Genomic DNA, 22,590 nt, shown 5'->3' on the forward strand with positions numbered 1-22,590 from the left:
TAAGCTTACTTAAAAATTAATTAAAGTAATTAGAAATGTCCACGGCAACTGAAAACTTTGTAAAAGCGATATACAACAATAACTCCCATGATGCACATAATACCAAGCCTGGTAATATTGCCAAAAAACTCGGTATTTCCAGTGCTGCCGCCACAGATATGGCTAAAAAATTGGCGGCCAAAGATCTGTTAAACTATCAAAAATATCAAGAGTTACAACTGACTGAAAAAGGCCGAAAAATGGCTATGAACATTATTAGAAAGCATCGTCTTTGGGAAGCTTTCTTGTTTAAAATGTTCGATATGTCTCTTCATGATATTCATAAGGAAGCAGAATTATTAGAACATCAAACCTCTGATCTATTGGCTAATAAAATGAGTGAATATCTTGGGCATCCAAAATTTGATCCACATGGAGATCCTATTCCAAATGCACATGGAGAAATTACAACTACAGACACTTCATTTCCTTTGTCTCAAGCTGCTGCAGGAAATACCTATATCATATCACGACTTACAAGTGACGATAAAGAATTTTTTGAATTCTGTGCGCAACACAAGTTAAAATATGGACACGAAATAAAAGTATCAAAACAGTTTAAGAACAATAAAATGACGGAGCTGTCAGTCCATAATAATACAATTTTACTAAACGAAGATTTTACAACATTAATTTATGTCAATTCCACTAAATAAAAAGTTTATTTCAAGCAGTATACTGCTTTTATTTACATTGGTTTCATTTTCTCAAGAATCTAACTCTTCGCAACCCTTAGTAACCGATAGACCAGATGCTACAGAGGCTTCTTCTACAGTTGGCAAAGGTGTCCTTCAGTTTGAAACTGGAGCAATCTATGATACTTTCGAAAAGGACAACATCAAAACCGAAAATTTCACTTACAACACTATGCTTATTCGCTATGGTATTCTAGATAATTTTGAATTACGTTTAGGCTGGAATTTCATCGAGGGCGTCACAAAAATAAATAATAAAAAACTAGATAATGTAACCAGTGGACTAACACCTCTATTATTGGGTATGAAAGTGGACATTACAAAAGAAAAAGATGGGATGCCCGAGATTGCCTTAATTGGTCATGTATTTCCAATATTCAGTGCTTCAGAAGACTATCGACCTGAAAGTACAGCAGTGGACTTTAGGTTTTCATTATCTCATACATTAAGTGAAAAATCCAGCATAGGCTATAACATAGGTGGACAATGGGGAAACGACTCTTCTGAAGCTGCCGCTATTTATACCCTTGCCTATGGTTACAGCTTTACTAAGAAATTTGGAATGTATGCCGAACTCTATGGTGATTTGCCTGAAGACAGCTCTGCAAATCATTATTGGGATGCAGGTGTAACCTACTTAGTATCCAATGATTTGCAGTTGGATGCTTATTTCGGTACCAGTATTACTAAAGGTCAAGATTTACTTTTAGGTTTTGGCTTTAGTTATAGGGTAAAGCCTAATAGAATTAAATAATAAACCAGTTAGATTAAAATATCAGACTCAAACTATGAGAAAACAATTCATTATGCTAATAGTAGCATTAACTTTATTAAACTGTAAGGACGAGAGTAAATCCAATGGTAAATTAAACGTGGTTACTACCACTACCATGATTACAGATTTAGTCAAAAATATTGGTGGAGATGCCATTAATGTTCAAGGACTTATGGGAAGTGGTGTTGATCCGCACCTTTACAAAGCCAGTGAAGGTGATGTATCAAAATTGGTGAATGCAGATGTCATTTTCTTTAATGGTTTACATTTAGAAGGTAAATTAGTAGAAGTATTTGAAAAAATGGAAAGTCCTACCAAAAAGCCAGTCGCTCTGTCAGAAACATTGGACAAAAGTAAATTAATTGGTTCGGATTATTTCGCGTCAAACTATGACCCTCATGTTTGGTTCGATATCAACTATTTTAAACAATTCGCTAAAAGGGTAACCCAAGTCCTTATTGAAAAAGATCCAAATAATGCTAAAGTATTTACAGATAACGAAGCCAAATACTTAGCTGAACTCGACAAACTTCAGAAAGATGTACAAGGTGTGGTAGACGCCCTTCCAAGAAAAAAGAGAATATTAGTGACAGCACATGACGCTTTTAACTATTTTGGAGAGGCTTACAGATTCAGGGTTGTAGGTTTACAAGGATTGTCTACTGCTACTGAAGCTGGTGTGCAAGATGTACAAAAGTTGTCAAATTTTATAATCGACAATGATGTTAAAGCCATTTTCGTAGAAAGTTCGGTACCAAGACGCACTATAGAGGCGCTTCAGGCCGCTGTAAAATCTAAAGGTCAGGATATAAAAATTGGAGGTACCTTATATTCTGACGCCCTAGGAGATGCTGAAACTATTGAAGGCACCTATATTGGTATGTACCGTTATAATATAAAAACCATAGTTAGTGCTTTACAATAGTATGGATAAAATTGCCGTAAAAGTTGACGATTTAACAGTAGCATACAACTACAAACCTGTACTATGGGATATCGACTTAGAAATTCCCGAAGGTGTACTCATGGCAATTGTTGGGCCAAATGGCGCTGGTAAATCTACACTTATTAAAGCCATTCTTGGTATTTTAAAACCTATAGCTGGTAGTGTTACCATTTATGATAAATCCTATGAAAAACAACGTCGGCTTGTAGCTTACGTTCCTCAAAAGGGTAGTGTGGATTGGGACTTCCCAACTACAGCTTTAGATGTTGTAATGATGGGTACATACGGAAGTCTAGGCTGGATTAAACGACCAGGGCAAAAAGAAAAAAAAGCAGCATTAGAAGCTTTGGAAAAAGTAGGTATGCTTGCATTTAAAAGTAGGCAGATTAGTCAACTGTCTGGTGGCCAACAACAACGTATATTCCTAGCAAGAGCTTTAGTACAAAATGCATCGATTTATTTTATGGACGAACCCTTTCAAGGTGTAGATGCAACAACTGAGATAGCCATTATCAATATTCTAAAAGAATTGCGTAAAGCTGGTAAAACTGTCATTGTAGTACATCACGATTTACAGACTGTCCCAGAATACTTTGATTGGGTAACATTTTTAAATGTGAAAAAAATCGCAACAGGTCCTGTTAAGGATATTTTCAATGATGATAATCTAACTAAGACTTATGGAATTAACTATAAGGTTAGTATTCAAGAATAAAGAATTATGAAATACGCTTACACCATCCTCTACGTGGAAAATGTTGAAAATACCATCGCATTCTATGAGAATGCTTTTGGTTTTCAAAAAAAATTTATGACACCCGAAGCAGATTATGGAGAGCTCATTTCTGGTGGAACTACCATTGCATTTGCCTCGTATGGTTTGGGCAAATCAAATTTTAAAAAGGGATATAAAGTCTCTTCATTGAATGAAAAGCCCTTTGGCATTGAACTGGTATTTACCACAGAAAGCATTGAAACTGATTTTAAAAGAGCCATAGATGCTGGAGCAATTGAATATGAGCCAATAGTAGAAAAACCTTGGGGGCAAAAAGTAGGTTACTTAAGGGACATTAATGGGTTTTTGATTGAAGTTTGTACGCCTATAAAAGAGTAGTGCTTAAATATGAATTGAACTTGAAATTTCGACAGCGTCGGAAACCATCAAAATTCAGAAATAATGAGTGAAGAGATGGAGATGCCAAGCTGAGCTTGGAGCACGAAATCTCGATAACGAATGATGCTTTAGTAATTTCCTAATTTTGATCGTGATTTTTTGGTTCGTTTTGTATCAAGACAAAATGAACAGAATAAATTTGAGATTCTGAAACAAGTTCAGAATGACGAAAATGAATTGAACGTTTAGAGTAGGATTTCCGCTAAAGCGGGAATGACAAATGGATATAACAGAATACATACAATTGGTCTTCACAGACTATACACTAAGAACCATAACACTTGGTACCGCAGTACTTGGTGCAGCAACAGGAATGTTAGGGAGTTTTGCAGTCCTTAGAAAACAAAGCTTACTTGGAGATGCTATTTCACATGCTGCTTTACCAGGTATTGCAATCGCATTTCTCATTACTGGAGCTAAAGACACCAATACACTTTTAATTGGAGCTCTAGTCAGTGGCCTTATTGGAACATTTTGGATCAGGGGTATTGTAACCAAAACGCATTTAAAATCTGACACAGCTCTTGGTTTAATACTATCATTATTTTTTGGATTTGGAATGTTGTTGCTCACTTTTATTCAAAAACAACCCAATGCCAATCAAGCTGGATTAGATAAATATTTATTTGGTCAAGCAGCTACCTTAGTAGAAAGTGATGTATGGCTGATGGCTATTGTTACTGGAATCTGCCTTATAGTGATGCTTACATTTTGGAAAGAATTTAAAATCCTCTTATTCGATGCCGATTATACCAAAACTCTTGGCTTCAATACCAAAACTATAGATATTCTTATTACAAGTTTTATCGTTTTGGCTATTGTATTGGGTCTTCAAACCGTGGGTGTCGTTTTAATGAGCGCTATGCTTTTAGCACCTGCCGCCGCCGCTAGACAGTGGACCAATAGTTTGGCTATGATGGTGTTTTTAGCGGCGCTTTTTGGAGCATTTTCAGGAGTATTTGGTACAGCAATAAGTGCCACTCAAAACAATTTATCTACAGGCCCTGTAATTGTTTTAGTGGCTAGTGTTTTTGTGGTATTTTCATTTGTTTTTTCACCAAGTCGCGGCTTATTATTTAAACAGATTCGATTTATTAAAAACCGTCGTGATTTAGAATTGCATAAAACCTTAGCATTCATGCATCATATCGCAGAAACTCATGAAGATATTTCGCATCCACATGCTATAAAACTTTTGAATAATTTTCAGGGATATACAAGGTCTACACTTCAAAAATTAGTAGAAAAAGATTATGTAGAGCTTAAAGGTAATATGTGGAGCTTAACCAAAATAGGATTTGAAACTGCTGCAAATCTATACACTAAACAGGTAACAGAAAATGAGTAGCGCACAGTTTGAAATACAATTAATTGCAAGTCTGGTAGCGGTTGCTTGTGCTATCCCAGGTACATTCTTGGTTCTTAGAAAAATGGCTATGATTAGCGACGCCATTAGTCATTCTATATTGCCAGGAATTGTCATTGGATTTTTTATTACACACGATTTAAACTCTCCGTTGCTTATCCTTTTGGCAGCTTTAACAGGAATCGTAACAGTAATTCTTGTTGAATATATTCAAAAAACTGGGCTAGTAAAAGAAGATACAGCTATTGGTTTAGTATTTCCTGCTTTGTTTAGTATTGGAGTTATTATGATTGCCAAAAATGCCAATGATGTACATTTAGATGTCGATGCTGTTCTACTTGGAGAGTTAGCTTTTGCGCCATTTGATCGTTTGGTTATTGCTGGACATGATGTTGGTCCTAAGTCTCTCTGGATAGTTGGTACTATTCTTGCCATAACAGTCACTTTATTATTTACTTTTTTTAAAGAATTAAAAGTTAGTACGTTTGATAAGGGATTAGCTGCATCTTTAGGGTTTTCGCCTGCAATTTTGCATTACGGTTTAATGTCTGTATCCTCAGTGACCACTGTTGGAGCCTTTGATGCTGTTGGAGCTATTTTAGTTGTCGCATTAATGATTGCCCCTGCCGCTGCTGCGTATTTGCTCACAACCAACTTAAAGAAAATGTTAGGTTTAGCAATAGGTTTTGGAATTTTTAGTGCCATTTTTGGATATTGGGTAGCCCATTGGCTCGATGCATCTATTGCGGGTTCAATTACAACAGTGCTTGGGTTGGTTTTTCTATTGGTATATTTATTTGCACCATCAAAAGGTATTATTGCTGTCTTATATAGGGAAAGACAACAGCGAACTGAAGTATCTTTATTGACCTTTTTATTACATCTAAAAAATCATGATGACTTATCAGAACGTCATGTAAAACATCTTAACGAGCATATTAATTGGCAAAAAGTACGCTCAAAAACCGTATTGGATTTAGCCATAAAAAACAATATGATTACCATTGACAATGCTATCGTTTCCCTAACCGAAAAAGGCGATGAATTCACCTCTAAAGCCATCAACTATATCATCACCAATGAAGACACCCAAATTGAAGACATGAAAGATGATTTCTTCCTATTTAGAGGGTAAGATCTTTTCTATTTCCTAAGCATTTCAGCATACAAAACTTAATTTCAAGCAATTAATCTTATAGATTTTCAAAATATTATCTATATTTATAATTGGTTAACCAATTTGGTTAACCAATTATAAATATTACGCTATGGTATCAAAATTACATTTCTACAATTTCTTATCAATTTGTTTCATCTTTTCCACATCTCTTTATGCAACAGACTACACCGTGAGTTCAGTGAATGAATTTGAAGCACTTAATTTACAACCTTGTGATGTTGTTACTTGGACTAATGGTACTTATTCTGACCAAGAGATTGTCTTTAATGCTATTGGAGAATCTGGAAGCCCAATTGTTTTAAAGGCTGAGACGCCAGGAGGAGTAATTTTTACAGGTGAATCTAAACTTAATATCCATGGTGAATACCTCATCGTTGATGGCTTTTATTGGAATGGAGGCATAGGCTTTAACAACCATGTAGAATTTAGACGAAGTGGAGGTAATGATGCCGCCGATGGCGATTTCGCAAATAATTGCATTATGCGTAATTGCGCTTTTAATGATTTACAAGTCGAAGATCCTACAGAACCCGATGCTAAAAGTAGATGGATCGTCCTTTATGGCTCTAATAATACTATAGAAAACTGTTCTTTTCTTAACAAGGATACCACAGGTGTTTGCATACTTGTAGAACTCCTTTATGCTGCAGGTGCATCGGTGAGTCATAATATTTCAAATAACTATTTCTTTAATGTAACTCCTAAAGATGGAAGGTTAAACTCTGGTGATTCTGAAGGTATTAGAATCGGAACTAGCTCGTACCAAACTACTAATGCAGATGTCACTGTAGAAGGTAATTATTTTAAAGAAGTTGATGGTGAAAATGAGATTATATCAAATAAAAGTTTAGGGAACACTTATAGAAATAACACGTTTAGAAAGTGTCGAGGATCTTTAGTTTTGAGACATGGTGCTCAAGCCTTGGTCGAAGGCAACTATTTTATTGGTGAAAATAAGGCAAACTCAGGTGGAATTAGGGTTTCAGATCAAGACCACGTCATTATAAATAATTACATGCAAGGCTTAGATAATTCATCTAGTGCTTACAATAATGGCATTACCTTAATGGGTGGTAATACCTCTTCTGGAGGCACCAGTAGTGGCTACCAAAATGTAAGTAATGTATTGATAGCCTTTAATACTATATATAATTCTGATGATCCAATATTCTTCAATGATCTTCAAGGAAGTACAGATCCACAGGTTACTGTGGCCAACAACTGTATTTATAGCACAAACGGTACTTTAATTTCGGGAGCTATCTCCAATATAGGAAGCTCAATGACGTATTCTGGAAATATTTTTGGCGGTTCTATAGTGGGCATTACAGATCCCGGAATTATAGAAGACAATGCAAACTTCTCACCTTTTGGTGAAGTTTATAAACCAAGTACAACAGGACCTGTAGCAGACGCTTCAGTAGGCACTTACAACGAGGTGGCCATAGACATTGAAGGCTATACAAGACCAGCTTCAGGTAAGGACGTTGGAGCTCATGAAGTCATTGGCAATACAGGCACTGCAACTAACTCAGCACCAATAACTGATGCTGATGTCGGTAATAGTATTGGAGTTTGTTATCTCAATGCTGCTGGTATGAGCTCAGGTACTGCTTGCGTTCCTGTAGATTACGGGACAAATTGTGCACCTATACCTGTAACAGGCGTTAGTGTAAGTCCTCAAAACGGATTGCTTGGTGTTGGAGATACTTTACAATTATCTGCTGTGATTACACCAAATAATGCCACCAATATTCAAGTGATATGGTCTACTAATGATATGTCTATCGCAACTGTAGATGTAAATGGTTTAGTGACTGCTACTGGCGAAGGTATAGCAATTATTACTGTTACTACTGATGATGGTGCGTTTATGGATTCAGCAAGTATTGAAGTGCTTCCTCCGCTTTCACCTCCAGATTGTGTAATGGATGAAAATCTTTCCCTAATAGCTACTGTAGTTAGTTTTTCAGACCAACAGTCTACCAATCCGGCGAGCAATGTTATTGATGGTGATTCAGACAACCGATGGTCTGCCGAAACTTTTCCACAAAATATGGTGATAGATTTAGGTGCCAGTTATTATGTTGGAGGGATCAATCTATATCCTTATCAAGGACGTGATTATCAATATTTAGTTGAAGGCTCCTCTACCTCATCTACTTCAGATTTTACAACATTGGTAGATAGAACGAGTAATACCGCAGGCTCTACTGTAATTAGTGACTCATTTAGCTTTGAAACCGTAAGATATATAAGATTAACTGTTACTGGCGCTGCAACTTATACGGGACCATGGTGTTCCATTTCAGACATGGAAGTTGTTTGTGCTGGTGCTAATTTATCCATACCTGAACTTTCTCTTAAAGACCAAATTGAAATATTCCCAAATCCATTTAATGATGAATTACATCTATCCATACCAATAGAACTATCATCTAGTGTAAAGGGTCTAAGATTATTAGACAGTACTGGTAAACTATTATTGGAAACTCAGGAAACGACTTTAAAACTAGAAAATAAACTATCCAATGGATTATATTTTGTTCAAGTGTTAGGTAATAAAAACCAAGTTGTTCTTACTAAAAAAGTGATGAAGCGATAGAATATTATAATGGAAGAGTTCTCTCATTGTCCATGAAACTGAGAATCTTCTATTTCAATTTTGACATAATCTTATTTAGTACAACATGTTAGAAGTTATAATGAAATTGAGTGAAATAATCTTAAATTGAACTTTATTAAATCCATCAATTAATTTAGTTTTGCGTCTAATTTTAAAATCATAGAAATGAAACTAAGAGGACTTTTTTTGTTTAACCTTTTACTCCTAATCTTTGCTTGTTCAAGTGATTCTGATTCAAATGATGACGACCAAGGTGGTAATCCTAACGATACCGTATTAATACAAGAGATTATCTATAATTATGCTGGAGATAATGACTTTTATACCGAAAGCTTTAGTTATGATGGCAATAAACTATTAAGTATTACTGACACGTCGTCTGATTCTAATGAGGTGTATAGTGCTACTTTTGAATATGATAATAATCGACTTTCCAAAATCAGCTTTTTTGAAGACACTGCGCTTGAAGAATCTATTACACTATCTTATAATTCCGAAAATGTGCTTACAAATCTTGAAATCTTATTCCCTGAAATAAGCAGTGTTCCATTTAATGAATCTATAACTTTTAATAGTGATGGCAGCTTAACAATTGATGACACAACGTATACTATTCAAAATGGTAATGTCATAGAAGAAAATGACTCAGGTGATACTTTAAGCTATGCGTACGATAATAAGAACAGTGCCTATAAAAACATACTTGACATAGAAACAATTATACTTGTAATGAGTCGCGCAGAAAATGGATTTGACATTTATGGTGCAAATAATAATATCACAGAATTAATCGACAATCAAGGAACTTTTTCAGAAATTGAAACGTTTGAATACTCATACAATTCTAATGATTATCCAGTGTCAGCTATGTTGTACTATGATGGTATATTGGATCTTAATGTAGATTTTATTTACGAATAAATAAAACGACTACACAATTAAAAAACCTCATAAACACCAGCTTATGAGGTTTTTTTGTTGGCCTTATTTAAACCCACGCTCATTCTGTATATGCTCATAGGCTTCCTGCACTTGCCTAAACTTTTCTTCTGCACCGTTTTGATGTTCCTTGCCTAAGTGCCCAACACGATCTGGATGGTATTTCTTTGCCATTTTTCTATAAGCTCGTTTAACAGTGTCATCAGAAACTGTCTTGTCAATTTCCAGTATTTTATAGGCATTATTGGTCATGTCATAGAACATGGCTTTAATACTTTCAAAATCCTTATTGCTAATACCTAAATAACCAGACATGGTATAAATCTGTTTGATTTCAACCTCAGCAACATGACCATCGGCTTTAGCAATTCCAAATAAAAAGTGAAGCAATTGCAATCTAGAGGCATGATCCATCATTTGCTTAATCTGCATGCAGACTTGCCTCATCGATATATTTTGTTTCGTAATACGCTTAAATAATTCAAAAGCATGATTAGCACGCTCTTTTCCATACATGTTTCTAAACTGTTGACGCACAAAGTCAAGCTCACGTTGGTCTTGCTTACCATCTGCTTTAATGATAATAGAAGCCAAAATCAATAAACTCACCTCGAAATCTCCCGATTGTGTTTGTGGCTTTTGATCTCTTCTCGTCTGCTTTGGTCTTTGTCTATAGGGATCACGCTGTCGTGAACGACCTGTTTGTCTTTCTCCCAATAATGGCGTTCCGTTACCTGATAGATTATCGATAAAACTTCCTAATGCCACACCAATTATAGCGCCAATTGGCCCTCCAAAAGACCAACCTATAGCGCCTCCTATCCATTTTGCAAAACTCATGTAATACTTTATTATAAATTGAAATTCAAATATACTATATGTTAGTAGATTAAAAGTTAAATATGTTTCAATACGAACTATAGAAAATCAATATGACACGATTAATACTGCTAACTGAATACCAGAAAGTAGACACTAATTTTACGTATCTTTGTATTTCAAAGTTTGATAATTAAAAAACATTAGAAATATGTATCCAGCAGAATTAGTAAAACCAATGCGTGAAGATCTAACTAACGTAGGTTTTGAAGAATTACATACAACAGACGCTGTAGATGCTGCTTTAGCAAAAGAAGGAACAACTTTAGTAGTTGTAAACTCGGTATGTGGCTGTGCAGCAGCAAATGCAAGACCAGGCGCTAGAATGAGCTTACAAAATGCAAAACGACCAACAAATTTAGTGACCGTTTTTGCAGGTGTGGACAAAGAAGCTACTGATAAAGCAAGAGAACATATGATTCCTTTCCCTCCAAGCTCCCCAAGTATGGCTTTATTTAAGGATGGAGAATTAGTACATATGCTCGAGCGCCATCATATTGAGGGTCGTCCAGCAGAACTGATCGCAGAAAATCTTATGGATGCTTATAATGAGCATTGCTAAAAAAGATTAAAAATCTATAGAAAAAACCACGATTTACATCGTGGTTTTTTAATTTTATAGCATGACTAAACTCCTAGCCTATCCACTTACCATTTTATATTTTATCTGCTTCGGTTTAACCTTGGTGATTTTTCACCCTATACAGTGGTTTTGTAAAAATGTGTTCGGTTATAAAGCACATAAAACCAGTGTCGATTGGTTGCAGTTTTTTATCATGCGAAGTCTTAATGTTTTGGGTACGACGTTTTCTTTCACAAACCTATACAACATTGAAAAAGAAGTTCCTCTAATAATCGTAGCCAATCATCAAAGCATGTACGATATTCCGCCTTTGATTTGGTATTTGAGGAAACATCACGTAAAGTTTATCAGTAAAAAGGAATTAGGTAAGGGCATACCAAGTGTATCGTATAATTTGCGTCATGGTGGATCTGTCCTTATCGATAGAAAAGACCCTTTAGGCTCTATTAAAGCAATTGAAGGTTTTGCGCAACGCATTGAAAAAAATAATTGGGCTGCAGTGATTTTTCCTGAAGGCACTAGAAGTAGAGATGGTCACCCAAAACCCTTTAAAACCAAAGGTCTGCTCAGCATGATAAAGCATGCGCCAAATGCTTTGGTCGTTCCTATTACCATCAATAATTCATGGAAAACGTTACGCTATGGAAAATTCCCGATGGGATTAGGCGCTAGTATTTTTTATATCGTACATCAACCCGTGAGAACAAATGAATATCAGGATAAGCTGGAATTAATTAAAGTCATAGAGGCTCAAGTGAAAAGTGATATTGTGGCATGACTAATGAGACGCTTATAGAATCCACAATGGTCTTTGTAAAGGAATCCTTAAAACATGCCGAAGGCGGACATGATTGGTTTCACACCCTAAGGGTGTATAAAAACGCCAATCTCATCGCTAAGGCCGAATGTGTTGATCCGTTAGTTGTTGGTCTAGCAGCACTGTTGCACGATATTGCTGATTCCAAATTTCATAATGGTGATGAAACTATTGGTCCTAGAATAGCAAGCGAATTTCTATTAAAGCAAAATGTAGATAGCGAAATTATTGAGCATGTCACCCAAATCATTGAGAACATGTCCTTTAAGAACTCTTTTGATTTAAATCCATCGTTCTCTTCAAAGGAAATGGAGGTTGTGCAAGATGCTGATCGATTGGATGCTATTGGCGCCATTGGTATTGCACGATGCTTCAACTATGGTGGTTTTAAAAATAGAGCCTTATACAATCCTGATGTTCCACCAAACCTCAAAATGACTAAAGCCGAATATAAGGCTGCAAAAGCCCCAACAATCAATCATTTTTATGAAAAGCTCCTGTTATTGAAAGATCAAATGAATACCAAAACTGGAAAGCGAATCGCAGAAAAACGGCATACTTTCATGGAAGATTATCTTAATCAATTTTACGCAGAGTGGAATGGAGAGAAATAAATCTTTTAGAAATACTCTTATCGTAATTTTTACTAGCGCCATTCTACTTAGTTGTTTTTCGACTAAAAATGAATACGGATCAAGGAGGTTCAATACATCACGATTTAAATTAAAGCCAAATACGAATCCCGATTATGTCAATATCATTGACACTTCCGCCTTATATATACCGATTCACACTAAAGAATTTATCAAAAAATATGGTCTAGAAAATTATATTACAGGCTATAAATTCTATGATAGAGGGCGTGTTGGTCTATTTAAAGGTGTTAATTTCTCTAAACCTGACACTTTTAATCCAAAAAAGGCGTCTATGTGTTTCTACAATAATACGGAGGATGGCTTTTTTATAGAGTGTTTAACTCCTATCCCTGGAGGAGGTTATGCTTTGAGTAAAGGAAAACTTATTAGAGTAAGTAATGATACTTTACTTATAACAAGATTTAAATCCGCCATTAGCTCGAATGACACCCTTTATTTTAAGAAAAAGAAATTACCTGTAGGTTTTCTTAGATTTAAGCCAGACTGGTAAAATACTAATTCTCCTTTGCAACCTCTAGTGCAGTTAGCTTATACTCAATAATCGCCATTTCTTCACCATATGTAATAAGTTCGTCTGCAGTTAAATTGGAAACAGAATTTACTTTATCTAAAATATCTTGTCCCTGCTTAGAGTAGTATTCAATTGCTATATCTATTTTTTCATCCATAGTTTTTACTATTGCAGCATTAGTTTTAATTCACTTCTGTATTTGGAGGCACTCTTACCAGTGAATTCCTTAAATAGTTTGTTGAAATGTGAAAAATTATTGAATCCACATTCAAAACTAATATCGGTAATACTCATCTGGCTTTCTGATAATAGCTTGGTAGCGTGTACAACCCTATATTCGTTCACAAGTTTGGTAAAGGTCTTTCCTGTTACTTTTTTAAAGTATCTGCAAAATGCAGGAACAGTCATACTCACCTTATCGGCAATCTCATCTAAACTGATATGTTCCTTAAAGTTATCATTAACATGCTTAAATATAATATCGATTTTAGCACTGTCTTGAGGCTCAGCTTCGAAAGCATAACCATCTGCATTTAGAATGACGTAATCTTCGGACTTTGCCAAACCATGTAATATTTCCAGCAAGACCAATATTTTCTTAAAGCCTTCTTTTTCTGCTAATTTCTCTATTTTATGACCGATCTTCTTCTTTGTTTTTACTCCAAATAAAATACCACTTTTGGCGCGTTCAAATAGATTGCTAATACCCTCCATCTCAGGTACATTGAAGAAATAATCTCCCAGAAACTCAGGTCTAAACTGTACAATAGTCTCTGTGCCATTTACGGTAAGACGATCCGTGAATCCATTATGTGGCAAATTAGAACCAATTAATAACAGCTGACTATTGTTAAAATAAGACAAATGATTCCCTATATGACGCTTCCCTTTGCCTTTATTTACATATACCAACTCAATCTCAGGGTGAAAATGCCAAAACGGTTTGTTCTCTCCTATATATGCTTCATGTTTTCTAACACGCATAGAGCTTCCAAACTCAGGGCTTATTTTTTCTAATGTTGGTTTTCGTGTTGTAGTCTTCTTATTCATGGGCTTAATACAAAGTTAGTTGCAATTACAAAACAAAACCTATATAAAATTATCAATAATATATTCTATTTTAACCCATATTTGTAGTAATCTTCAATATTAGGTTAATTTTGAATATATATTTGCCAAAATCCTTGTTTTCCACACCTAGCTTCTCATATACCTTTGTAGTGTTAAATCGATTTAACCCCAAAAACAAGAAAAGATGAAAACATTAATTAAAAGTATTTTAGTAGTAGCGGGCATGTTGGGAACATACACAAGCTACGCGAACGAGACATCAGACATTTTACCTACATTTAAATATATAAATGCGGGCGATAGTATTTCTGTAACTGATGCTTCCGGTGAAGTTATCTACAGCGGACACATTAATTATAGTGGTAACCTAATAAAACTATTTGACTTTAGTAAATTAAAAGATGGTATCTATACTGTTGAAGTCGGTAAGGATTTTGAAATTGAGATTGTAAACATAAACGTAAAGAATCAAGTCGTAACACTTTTAAAAGATTCTCAAGAAAAAATCTTCAAGCCTGTTTTTAGAGCCGAAGACTCCAAATTAATCATATCTAAACTAGCCTTAGATTCTAAAGAAATGAAAGTGGAACTCTATTTTGGTGATGATTTGATTCATACAGAAACTGTCGAAAGTTCTGATAAAATTTTAAACAGAGTCTATAGATTGGATAAATCTAATCGGGGCGAATATACGGCCATCATTAGATCGAACGGCAGAGTATATGTCGAAAATTTTAGAATATAAATTGTTGTTGTTTATATAAATTAGTTATTTATTAGATGAAAAGTGGGCTGTTTTAGCCCACTTTTTATTTAGAATAATTTTAGCTGTCCATCTTTATGCTGCTCGTGTAATTCTGTGTTGAGTTTTGGCATGGACTTACCCCTAAAATATTTAAGTTGTGCCAATTTTACCATATCATTAATTTGCTGAGCAATCTGTCCTTCACCTCGCATTCTTATGCCAAACCTGCTTTCATTGAGCGTACCGCCATGACAATTTTCAATTTGACGCAACACCTTATCCGCTCTATCTGGCAACGCTTTCTTTATCCAATCCGCGAAAATTTCTCCAATAGTACCGTTTAACCTCACTATGGTATGCACAATACTTTGTGCTCCAGCATCCGATACTGCTTTTGCCATGGGTAAAATTTCATGACTATTAATTGACGGAATTATTGGCGCCAACATAACGTTTACAGGGATTCCGTTGTCACTTAATTCTTTAACGACCTTTAAACGTCTTTTAATGGTCGCTGTTCTTGGTTCTAAAATACGCCTGGTATCCTCTGACAAAGAGGTAATGGAAATATTAACTGCTATTAAATTATCCTTAGCCAGATCTTTAAGTAAATTCAAATCCCTAAGTATTAAAGCATTTTTGGTAATAATTCCCACTGGATGCTTGTATTTTAAAAATACTTCTAAGCATTGTCTTGTAAGTTCAAATTTTTGTTCAGCTGGTTGATAACAATCCGTATTACCTGACATTACAATTGGGTATGCTTTCCAGCTTTTCTTTTTTAATAAGGTTTCTAAGAGTTTTGGAGCATCTTTTTTTACTAAAATTCGACGTTCAAAATCTAAACCAGCACTATAACCCCAAAATTCGTGACTATTACGTGCATAACAGTAAATACAGCCATGCTCGCAACCTTGATACATATTCATGGAATATGCCATACCAACATCAGGACTTGTGACCTTATTAACAATTGTTTTTGGAAAAACATTCAAATATTGTGTCTTGTTCTTGTCTACTATTTCACCTTCTTTTTCGCAAAACTCCAAGAAATCATCTCGCATTTCGTGAGATAATTCTAAAAAGCGGTTGTGAATATTACGCTGGGCGCCGCGACCTTTTATGGTAGATTTGGATTTCATGTATTAATATTCATTGTTTTTCAACGGCCACATGGGACATCCCAAGTATCATTTCGCTATGCGCCTTAAAATTAAGAATGGATGTTTCATTCCATAAAATTAGAATGAAAATTCACTGATTGTGGCTACAAGATGTAGTTTTACGAGCATTGATTATTCACAAAATTTGTAGGAATTCATTCTAAATTACAAAAAACTAATTCCTATTCAGAAGTAAATACCTGAATGAGTTAAAATTCCATACAAATTGGACAAACCACTTGTTTTCAGTGAGTTAAAAAACAGTGACATTTGTAAAAAATAGAATTATGAAAAAGAAATATATCCTATTAATTATTTTAAGTCCTTTGTTGCTCATATGTTTAGCAATTCTAGGCCCTTTTTATTTTCTACACAAGCTTGTAGATGAAAGATCATATGAAATAGAAGAATCACTATTATGACGAAAGAATAAAACCCACTATTTAAGTGGGTTTTAGGTACAAAATTTTAAGATTATGAAAGTAGTTTGTTTTTATCATCAAACCATTTAAGTTAACCATCTTTCTTTCTTAGTTTAAAAATCCTCTTAGATTTAGATTTCACGGGTTCAATATTTACGTCTTCGCAGTCACTTATTTTTTCCAAATAGTCTTCTCCTAAAAATTGATAAAAATGTGTACCCTTCATATTTTCTCCTCCTTCTTTGAGTTGCATGTTTAGAATAATACAAAATCCTTCTTTATTATTTTCTTTAGACTTTAACAATAAGTTGCAAACAGTGTCTTTGTTAACACCCATATAGATATAGGCCACTGCAACGCGCCAATAATCTACATAATCTAATCTCCTCGAGGTATTTTCTTCAATTTCGGCATATGCATAAGCAAGGTTTCTAACACCTTTATTATAATTTTTAGCACTTACAGTTTCAAGTTTTGGTGGATAATAATTTACTTCAATCTCTTGAGCATTTATAGTTGTATCAACATAAATAGCGATTAAGATAATACTCAATATTATTTGCTTTGTTTTCATGATTTCAAAATGTTTTAAGTTCTTAAAAAACTCTTCCTCCTCCTTTTCTGTTATTCCTATTTTCAATTTCTTGTGCAGTGAGCTCTGGTAGACCAATAGATTTTCTTCTTATATTGACTGTTTTAGCATCTACAGGTCCTGGATGGTAACCATAAATACTTTTTCCTGTTTTATATATTGAGGTAATATCTTCAAACTTAGCCCAGAAAAAAGGAGTGATTTTTCCTTTTTCAATTTCTTTATCTATATATGGCTTAAAGAAATCCCAAACCCAATTTTTTTGGCCATAAATACCTCTCTGATGCCACAAAAGCATCCAGCCCTCTTCTTGCCAACCATGCTCTTTAGTTATGTCAATGAGTTTTGCAACATTTAAACTATCAGTATATCTCATAATTTTCAGATTATAATCTTTATATACTTTCTCAACCTTAGGAAATATAATAGCCTGATATTTTCTCAGTGCTACAGTATCTTTAGAAGCCTGAGCCTTAAGATATTCTCTAAAAGCAGTTTCTTGCTGTTCTTCAGAAATGCCCATATCATAATCTGTAAGCTTACGAGTAAACTGGTCTCTATTGGTAAGTTTTTGTATTTGATAGTAAACCATAGGATTATCAATAGACTTATAGAAACTTGCTAAATAACTGTTATAATGAGGTAATATTGAGCTTAAGCAGTTTTGGTAAAACTCATTATCAGAAAAACTCAATAAGCTCTTTTTAGGAGCTTTTTCCTTTTGTATAGACGTTATAATCCATTTTTTACATGATTCTTCATTTTTTAATTTTGCTGCACATGTTGCTGCATTTAGATATTCTGCAATTGAATTATCATCATGAATTTTAAAAGCACTCTCATATAAGAATAATGCCTTTTTAGTATCGTTTTTTTCTAAAGCACGATGCGCATTCAGCAATAAGTCGGCATGCTTTACAAAATCAATTTGCCCATTACCACTTATAGAGAACAGTAAATAGACAAGTACAATTAAATTTTTCATTTTATTATCGTTTTTAAATTATACAACAAATCTATTTCATTAAGTTCTGAAGTTAAATGAACTAAAAATGAAGGTGTTATAATAAAAACCTAAAAAACTTAATGAAAACTGAAAATCGTTAAACCTAGTCTTAAAAGCTTTAATTTAGATGCTGAAATGAAGAGAAATAGCATTATAATTATTGTATTGTCATTACTGATTTTAGTAAGTCTCATTATATGGCAACTTAACCATCTTAATGAAGAATATCAGCTAAAATCAGATTTAGATAAAACAGAAATGCAGGCAGTTTTATTGGAGAGTGCTATTGAATTGAGAAAAATTGAAAATGTAGATAAGTCCCTGAGAAACGAGTTAGATAGATTGAGCCATTTTACAGATTCTATTTTAAACAAGAATTTTAAGTCATTTGACAGTAATATTATTTGGGGATATTTTAATGGTTTAAAAGAACCTATAGCTAGTCTCAACAGTAATACATCTAATAATGAGTTAGAAGAATCTTCTTTAAAAGTATGTACCTCTTGTCTTTTAATGATTGGGATTGTAAAAGATGTAGATCCAGGTACTGTTGGTGCAAAAGATATTGAAGAGTCTGGCTATATATTAGACCATACACCAGCCCAAATGAGGGATGTAAGAGGGATAGATGAAGCTGATTTAAAATACTTACACATACTACCATCACCAAAAAAAATAGGACTATTACATTATGCTGTGCCTATTGTTTTCTTAATAGGACTTTCCTCTTTATTTATATGGTTAATATACCTTAACAACAAACAAACTAAGCTTATAAAACAAAAGAATGAATTCGTAAATCATTTATCACACCAGTTTCAAACACCATTATCATCTATAAAACTAAGTGCTAATTTATTGGTCAACAAAAAAGCATCTAATGAAAATGAGCTTATTACGATAATACAAACCGAATCTAATAGGTTAGAAAATCACATAAAAACTGTATTACATTGGGTAAAATCTGATGCGGATAGACTACATATTAACAAAAAAGTAATAAGCGTAACAGATATAATTGAACGTTCATTAAAACAGATGAAACCTGTATTTATTACTAATAAGACAAAAATCAGTTTTATACCTTCAGAAGATGATTTTAAAGTTTTGGCAGATGAAAATCACCTACAATTAATGCTTTTTAATATTTGGGAAAATGCCATTAAACACAATGAAAAACCTATTGAATTGACTATAGATTATTTTACTAATGAGGGTTACATTTCAATTAGGACTTCAGATAATGGTATAGGATTACCAAAAGATATAGCTCCAGAAAAATTTAAAGGTTTAGGCTTAGCCTATGTACATCGATTAATGTCTGAACATTTAGGAAATATGGAACTAGATTCAGTTAAAAACAAAGGTTTGAGTGTTCAACTAAATTTTCCTACTAGCAATGATTAATATTTTACTAATTGAGGATGATAAGAGTTTTGGCTATGTATTGAGTGAATATATGAAGCTCAAAAATTACAATGTAGTATGGAAAGAAACAGCTAGTGAAGCTATATCTGCTATACAATCAGCATCTAAATTTGACTTAGCCATACTAGACGTTAATTTAAAACAATCTACAGGATATAATGTCGCCAAACTAATAAAAGAAGACAACATCGAATTACCATTCATATTTTTAACAGCAAGAGACCTTAAAATAGATCAGTTAAAAGGTTATCAATTAGGTGCTGAAGAATATATCACCAAGCCGATTGATGAAGAAATATTACTAGCAAAGATAGAATCCATTTTAGCTCGTAATAATAACAAATCAATACATGAAAGTGAACTCGTCTGGAAAGATGTTACGCTAAATACAAATAAAAGAGAATTGAAAGTTAAAAATACAATTACCCAACTCACAGAAAGAGAGTCTTTATTAATAAAAATGTTGTTATCAAATCCCGAAAGACTAGTAGAGCGGAATAATATTTTGAAAGAGTTATGGGAAAATCAAGATGAGTTTTCTCGTAACTCTATGGATGTATATATTTCGAGATTACGTAAATACCTCTCAGAAAGTGATATAAATATCAGAAATATTCATGGTAAAGGCTTTGTTTTAGAGTAAATAACTATTATTTGCCTGGAAAATCAGCCTTGCGCTTTTCTAAAAATGCCGTTGTACCTTCAACAAAATCTTCAGTACCAAAGCATTTACCGAATTGCTTAATTTCTACTTTGTAGCCATCTTTTCCGTCTTTGTAATTGGCGTTAATAGCTTTAATAGCTTTTCCAATCGCTACAGAAGAATTTTTCATAATCTTACTTGCTATTTTATCACAAAGCCCTAGTAATTCGTCTTGCTCAACGACATGATTCACCAAGCCATAACTTAAGGCTTGCTTAGCATCGATCATACCTGCTGTCATTATCATTTCCATAGCTCTACCTTTGCCTACTAATTGAGGTAAACGTTGCGTGCCGCCATAACCTGGAATAACACCTAAAGATGTTTCTGGCAAACCCATTCTGGCATTACTGCTAGCAACTCTAAAATGGCAAGACATCGCCAACTCTAATCCTCCACCAAGTGCAAATCCGTTTACAGCAGCAATCACTGGTGTACTTAAATTCTCAACAAAATCAAATAGAAGTGCTTGACCCTGCGCTGCCAATTGACCGCCTTCATTAACACTGAAATGTGCAAACTCACTGATATCTGCACCTGCAACAAAGGCTTTTTCTCCCGAACCGGTTATGATAATTACCTTAGTATCTTCATTATTATCAGCTTCCTCAAAAGCATCATGCAATTCTTGAATAGTATCGCTATTTAGTGCATTTAGCTTCTTTGGTCGGTTAATGGTAATTGTAGTAATTCCGTTTTGGAATTCTGAAAGTACATTTTCGTAGTTCATGAGAATTTATTTAAAATAGATTTTGAAACAAGTTCAGAATGACAAACTATGGCTATTCCTTAGGAAAAGTAACAGTAAATGTGGTTCCTTTTCCTTGTTGAGAAACAAAGGTAATACTTCCGTTATAAGTTTCCACAATGTTTTTTACCATCGCCAGTCCTAGTCCCATACCACTAGTTTTTGTGGTGAATTTTGGTTCAAAGACTTTCTCCTTGTTTTCGTCTGTAATACCAGAGCCATTATCTTCTACAGTTATTTTCACTTCATCATTATCACTAAAAACCCTTACCTCAATTTTTGGGTTTTCCGAATCTTCTGGAATAGCTTGAATACCGTTTTTGACTAAATTAGTAACTACTCTTATCAATTGTGTTCTGTCTAACTTAGCAATAATTTCCTCTTCCTCAGGATAAAAGGTGATATAGTGCTCATTAAAAATATCGAGTGCTAACTTCACGATATTCACAACATTTAGAATTTCACTTTTTTGGGCTGGCATCTTTGCAAAGTTAGAAAATGCTGATGCAATAGAGCTCATCGTATCAATCTGCTGAATTAATGTGTTACTGTATTCATCAACTTTTTGATGAATATTTTCATCATCAGGATTAAACTTTCTTTGAAAACTCTGAACACTCAAGCGCATTGGCGTCAAAGGATTTTTAATCTCGTGTGCCACCTGTTTTGCCATTTCGCGCCAAGCTTGCTCCCGCTCGCTAGTCGCTAACTTAACAGCACTTGCTTCGAGTTCATCGATCATACTATTATAAGAGTTAACCAGCGTTTCTATTTCTTCACCAGAGGTCTCGATTTTAATCTTCTTATTTCTTTTTTCCAATCGTGTTTCATTCATTTTATCACTAATGGTCTTTAGTGATTTTGTAATGTATTTTGAAATAAAATAGGCAAACACTATAGCGGCCAATATCATAACGAGATAGGCATAACCCAAACGCAATAAGAATTCATTTAACTCCTTATTCAAAAAATCATCGTTTTCCAAATAAGGCAAATTGAGGATAGCCAAGTTTTTGAACTTTCCATCAGTTATATAAGTGTATGACGATTGGAATGTCTGTCCGTTCACTTCGTTTTTAACTACATATCTATGCTCTACAGTGTTAGCCAAAGTGTTCAATATTGCAGCATCCAAACATTGATCTGTTGTATCTTTTTGAATAGTTCTTTTAGAACTCTTAAGCAATTGCCCATCTAGGTCATAAAGGTTAATTTGAAGATTATGTATGGCGTCGATATCAAAAATTTCGTCTTTGAAGATGAGAGGGATATTTTCTGTTTTTACTTCCCAAGTAGTTTCTTTTATCGCAAAGTCAATACTGCGCCTAATCGCCTTTTCCTTTCGCTCTAAACGCTCTCTATGATAGTCTTTTGCTTCCTCATTATACTGGTAGATAGTAACTGCCGCTATTAAAATAGAAGCCAACAATACAAGAAGTATCATGGCTACAAATATTCGTGCTCTTAAGGACAGTCGTTTAATTTTCATAGAATTGCCTGCGAAAGCAGGTATCTTAAACATTATT

General features: G+C 34.2%; 24 protein-coding genes. 16 read left to right on the plus strand and 8 right to left on the minus strand.

The window, feature by feature from the left end:
- The first annotated feature begins 35 nt into the window (after positions 1-35).
- The 9 genes from H7F21_RS01465 to H7F21_RS01505 all read left to right on the plus strand — a co-directional run bounded on the left by H7F21_RS01465 (position 36) and on the right by H7F21_RS01505 (position 9,722).
- Entirely contained in the window at positions 36-695 is a 660-nt protein-coding gene (locus tag H7F21_RS01465; RefSeq protein ID WP_185787458.1) for a metal-dependent transcriptional regulator, read from the plus strand.
- Entirely contained in the window at positions 676-1,488 is an 813-nt protein-coding gene (locus H7F21_RS01470) for a transporter (RefSeq protein WP_185787459.1), read from the plus strand. The genes H7F21_RS01465 and H7F21_RS01470 overlap by 20 nt, the downstream gene beginning before the upstream one ends.
- Positions 1,489-1,522: 34 nt before the next feature.
- A complete protein-coding gene (locus H7F21_RS01475) occupies positions 1,523-2,434 on the plus strand; it encodes a metal ABC transporter solute-binding protein, Zn/Mn family (protein WP_185787460.1) in 912 nt (303 codons plus the stop codon).
- A gap of 1 nt (position 2,435) precedes the next feature.
- Positions 2,436-3,170 (plus strand): metal ABC transporter ATP-binding protein, encoded by a 735-nt coding sequence (locus H7F21_RS01480; RefSeq protein ID WP_185788526.1) that lies wholly within the window; start codon positions 2,436-2,438, stop codon positions 3,168-3,170.
- A gap of 6 nt (positions 3,171-3,176) precedes the next feature.
- Positions 3,177-3,569, plus strand: a complete 393-nt coding sequence (locus H7F21_RS01485; RefSeq protein WP_185787461.1) for a VOC family protein — start codon at positions 3,177-3,179, stop codon at positions 3,567-3,569.
- Between the two features lie 280 nt (positions 3,570-3,849).
- Entirely contained in the window at positions 3,850-4,977 is a 1,128-nt protein-coding gene (locus tag H7F21_RS01490; RefSeq protein WP_185787462.1) for a metal ABC transporter permease, read from the plus strand.
- Positions 4,970-6,130 carry a metal ABC transporter permease gene (locus tag H7F21_RS01495; protein ID WP_185787463.1) on the plus strand — a complete coding sequence of 387 codons (1,161 nt, stop codon included), beginning with the start codon at positions 4,970-4,972 and terminating at the stop codon, positions 6,128-6,130. Before H7F21_RS01490 ends, H7F21_RS01495 begins: the two co-directional genes overlap by 8 nt.
- 133 nt (positions 6,131-6,263) lie before the next feature.
- Positions 6,264-8,780, plus strand: a complete 2,517-nt coding sequence (locus H7F21_RS01500; protein ID WP_185787464.1) for a chondroitinase-B domain-containing protein — start codon at positions 6,264-6,266, stop codon at positions 8,778-8,780.
- Positions 8,781-8,966: 186 nt separating this feature from the next.
- Positions 8,967-9,722, plus strand: coding sequence for a hypothetical protein (locus H7F21_RS01505; protein WP_185787465.1), 756 nt, complete (start codon positions 8,967-8,969; stop codon positions 9,720-9,722).
- 63 nt (positions 9,723-9,785) lie between these two features.
- Here the strand turns inward: H7F21_RS01505 and H7F21_RS01510 are convergent, their stop codons facing one another.
- Positions 9,786-10,580, minus strand: coding sequence for a TerB family tellurite resistance protein (locus tag H7F21_RS01510; RefSeq protein ID WP_185787466.1), 795 nt, complete (start codon positions 10,578-10,580; stop codon positions 9,786-9,788).
- Between the two features lie 190 nt (positions 10,581-10,770).
- On the opposite strand from H7F21_RS01510, the gene H7F21_RS01515 reads away from it, so the two are divergent.
- The 4 genes from H7F21_RS01515 to H7F21_RS01530 all read left to right on the plus strand — a co-directional run bounded on the left by H7F21_RS01515 (position 10,771) and on the right by H7F21_RS01530 (position 13,165).
- Positions 10,771-11,181 (plus strand): BrxA/BrxB family bacilliredoxin, encoded by a 411-nt coding sequence (locus tag H7F21_RS01515; RefSeq protein ID WP_185787467.1) that lies wholly within the window; start codon positions 10,771-10,773, stop codon positions 11,179-11,181.
- 61 nt (positions 11,182-11,242) lie between these two features.
- The gene (locus H7F21_RS01520; RefSeq protein ID WP_185787468.1) at positions 11,243-11,980 is read left to right on the plus strand and encodes a lysophospholipid acyltransferase family protein; all 738 of its coding nucleotides are present in this window, start codon (positions 11,243-11,245) and stop codon (positions 11,978-11,980) included.
- Positions 11,977-12,633, plus strand: coding sequence for an HD domain-containing protein (locus tag H7F21_RS01525; protein WP_185787469.1), 657 nt, complete (start codon positions 11,977-11,979; stop codon positions 12,631-12,633). The genes H7F21_RS01520 and H7F21_RS01525 overlap by 4 nt, the downstream gene beginning before the upstream one ends.
- Positions 12,620-13,165: a hypothetical protein gene (locus tag H7F21_RS01530; RefSeq protein ID WP_185787470.1), complete on the plus strand. Its 546-nt coding sequence runs from the start codon at positions 12,620-12,622 to the stop codon at positions 13,163-13,165. The genes H7F21_RS01525 and H7F21_RS01530 overlap by 14 nt, the downstream gene beginning before the upstream one ends.
- 4 nt (positions 13,166-13,169) lie before the next feature.
- On the opposite strand, the gene H7F21_RS01535 is transcribed toward H7F21_RS01530, so the two are convergent.
- Both H7F21_RS01535 and H7F21_RS01540 read right to left on the minus strand, forming a co-directional pair.
- Complete coding sequence (locus tag H7F21_RS01535; protein ID WP_185787471.1) at positions 13,170-13,343, minus strand: hypothetical protein; 174 nt, start codon at positions 13,341-13,343, stop codon at positions 13,170-13,172.
- A gap of 8 nt (positions 13,344-13,351) precedes the next feature.
- Positions 13,352-14,236, minus strand: a complete 885-nt coding sequence (locus H7F21_RS01540) for an AraC family transcriptional regulator (RefSeq protein WP_185787472.1) — start codon at positions 14,234-14,236, stop codon at positions 13,352-13,354.
- A gap of 205 nt (positions 14,237-14,441) precedes the next feature.
- On the opposite strand from H7F21_RS01540, the gene H7F21_RS01545 reads away from it, so the two are divergent.
- Positions 14,442-15,002, plus strand: a complete 561-nt coding sequence (locus H7F21_RS01545) for a hypothetical protein (protein WP_185787473.1) — start codon at positions 14,442-14,444, stop codon at positions 15,000-15,002.
- A 68-nt stretch (positions 15,003-15,070) separates the two neighbouring features.
- Here the strand turns inward: H7F21_RS01545 and H7F21_RS01550 are convergent, their stop codons facing one another.
- From H7F21_RS01550 to H7F21_RS01560, 3 genes are all read right to left on the minus strand, one after another.
- Complete coding sequence (locus H7F21_RS01550) at positions 15,071-16,144, minus strand: PA0069 family radical SAM protein (RefSeq protein WP_185787474.1); 1,074 nt, start codon at positions 16,142-16,144, stop codon at positions 15,071-15,073.
- A 534-nt stretch (positions 16,145-16,678) separates the two neighbouring features.
- Entirely contained in the window at positions 16,679-17,161 is a 483-nt protein-coding gene (locus tag H7F21_RS01555; RefSeq protein ID WP_185787475.1) for a hypothetical protein, read from the minus strand.
- Between the two features lie 22 nt (positions 17,162-17,183).
- Positions 17,184-18,164, minus strand: a complete 981-nt coding sequence (locus tag H7F21_RS01560; RefSeq protein ID WP_185787476.1) for a hypothetical protein — start codon at positions 18,162-18,164, stop codon at positions 17,184-17,186.
- Between the two features lie 156 nt (positions 18,165-18,320).
- On the opposite strand from H7F21_RS01560, the gene H7F21_RS01565 reads away from it, so the two are divergent.
- A complete protein-coding gene (locus H7F21_RS01565; RefSeq protein WP_185787477.1) occupies positions 18,321-19,592 on the plus strand; it encodes a sensor histidine kinase in 1,272 nt (423 codons plus the stop codon).
- The gene (locus tag H7F21_RS01570; protein ID WP_185787478.1) at positions 19,585-20,256 is read left to right on the plus strand and encodes a response regulator transcription factor; all 672 of its coding nucleotides are present in this window, start codon (positions 19,585-19,587) and stop codon (positions 20,254-20,256) included. The genes H7F21_RS01565 and H7F21_RS01570 overlap by 8 nt, the downstream gene beginning before the upstream one ends.
- A gap of 7 nt (positions 20,257-20,263) precedes the next feature.
- On the opposite strand, the gene H7F21_RS01575 is transcribed toward H7F21_RS01570, so the two are convergent.
- Positions 20,264-21,046: an enoyl-CoA hydratase/isomerase family protein gene (locus H7F21_RS01575; protein ID WP_185787479.1), complete on the minus strand. Its 783-nt coding sequence runs from the start codon at positions 21,044-21,046 to the stop codon at positions 20,264-20,266.
- A gap of 52 nt (positions 21,047-21,098) precedes the next feature.
- Positions 21,099-22,553 (minus strand): sensor histidine kinase, encoded by a 1,455-nt coding sequence (locus H7F21_RS01580; RefSeq protein WP_185788527.1) that lies wholly within the window; start codon positions 22,551-22,553, stop codon positions 21,099-21,101.
- Positions 22,554-22,590: the final 37 nt, after the last annotated feature.

The organism is Winogradskyella flava, assembly GCF_014243395.1.
Taxonomy (GTDB): Bacteria; Bacteroidota; Bacteroidia; order Flavobacteriales; family Flavobacteriaceae; genus Winogradskyella; species Winogradskyella flava.

Coding starts and splice junctions, on each gene's coding strand:
- H7F21_RS01520 (WP_185787468.1), top strand. CDS start 11,243: ATGACTAAACTCCTAGCCTATCCACTTACCATTTTATATTTTATCTGC.
- H7F21_RS01515 (WP_185787467.1), top strand. CDS start 10,771: ATGTATCCAGCAGAATTAGTAAAACCAATGCGTGAAGATCTAACTAAC.
- H7F21_RS01570 (WP_185787478.1), top strand. CDS start 19,585: ATGATTAATATTTTACTAATTGAGGATGATAAGAGTTTTGGCTATGTA.
- H7F21_RS01545 (WP_185787473.1), top strand. CDS start 14,442: ATGAAAACATTAATTAAAAGTATTTTAGTAGTAGCGGGCATGTTGGGA.
- H7F21_RS01540 (WP_185787472.1), bottom strand. CDS start 14,236: ATGAATAAGAAGACTACAACACGAAAACCAACATTAGAAAAAATAAGC.
- H7F21_RS01465 (WP_185787458.1), top strand. CDS start 36: ATGTCCACGGCAACTGAAAACTTTGTAAAAGCGATATACAACAATAAC.
- H7F21_RS01490 (WP_185787462.1), top strand. CDS start 3,850: ATGGATATAACAGAATACATACAATTGGTCTTCACAGACTATACACTA.
- H7F21_RS01550 (WP_185787474.1), bottom strand. CDS start 16,144: ATGAAATCCAAATCTACCATAAAAGGTCGCGGCGCCCAGCGTAATATT.
- H7F21_RS01495 (WP_185787463.1), top strand. CDS start 4,970: ATGAGTAGCGCACAGTTTGAAATACAATTAATTGCAAGTCTGGTAGCG.
- H7F21_RS01580 (WP_185788527.1), bottom strand. CDS start 22,553: ATGAAAATTAAACGACTGTCCTTAAGAGCACGAATATTTGTAGCCATG.
- H7F21_RS01500 (WP_185787464.1), top strand. CDS start 6,264: ATGGTATCAAAATTACATTTCTACAATTTCTTATCAATTTGTTTCATC.
- H7F21_RS01510 (WP_185787466.1), bottom strand. CDS start 10,580: ATGAGTTTTGCAAAATGGATAGGAGGCGCTATAGGTTGGTCTTTTGGA.
- H7F21_RS01525 (WP_185787469.1), top strand. CDS start 11,977: ATGACTAATGAGACGCTTATAGAATCCACAATGGTCTTTGTAAAGGAA.
- H7F21_RS01575 (WP_185787479.1), bottom strand. CDS start 21,046: ATGAACTACGAAAATGTACTTTCAGAATTCCAAAACGGAATTACTACA.
- H7F21_RS01470 (WP_185787459.1), top strand. CDS start 676: ATGTCAATTCCACTAAATAAAAAGTTTATTTCAAGCAGTATACTGCTT.
- H7F21_RS01485 (WP_185787461.1), top strand. CDS start 3,177: ATGAAATACGCTTACACCATCCTCTACGTGGAAAATGTTGAAAATACC.
- H7F21_RS01560 (WP_185787476.1), bottom strand. CDS start 18,164: ATGAAAAATTTAATTGTACTTGTCTATTTACTGTTCTCTATAAGTGGT.
- H7F21_RS01535 (WP_185787471.1), bottom strand. CDS start 13,343: ATGGATGAAAAAATAGATATAGCAATTGAATACTACTCTAAGCAGGGA.
- H7F21_RS01565 (WP_185787477.1), top strand. CDS start 18,321: ATGAAGAGAAATAGCATTATAATTATTGTATTGTCATTACTGATTTTA.
- H7F21_RS01555 (WP_185787475.1), bottom strand. CDS start 17,161: ATGAAAACAAAGCAAATAATATTGAGTATTATCTTAATCGCTATTTAT.
- H7F21_RS01480 (WP_185788526.1), top strand. CDS start 2,436: ATGGATAAAATTGCCGTAAAAGTTGACGATTTAACAGTAGCATACAAC.
- H7F21_RS01505 (WP_185787465.1), top strand. CDS start 8,967: ATGAAACTAAGAGGACTTTTTTTGTTTAACCTTTTACTCCTAATCTTT.
- H7F21_RS01475 (WP_185787460.1), top strand. CDS start 1,523: ATGAGAAAACAATTCATTATGCTAATAGTAGCATTAACTTTATTAAAC.
- H7F21_RS01530 (WP_185787470.1), top strand. CDS start 12,620: ATGGAGAGAAATAAATCTTTTAGAAATACTCTTATCGTAATTTTTACT.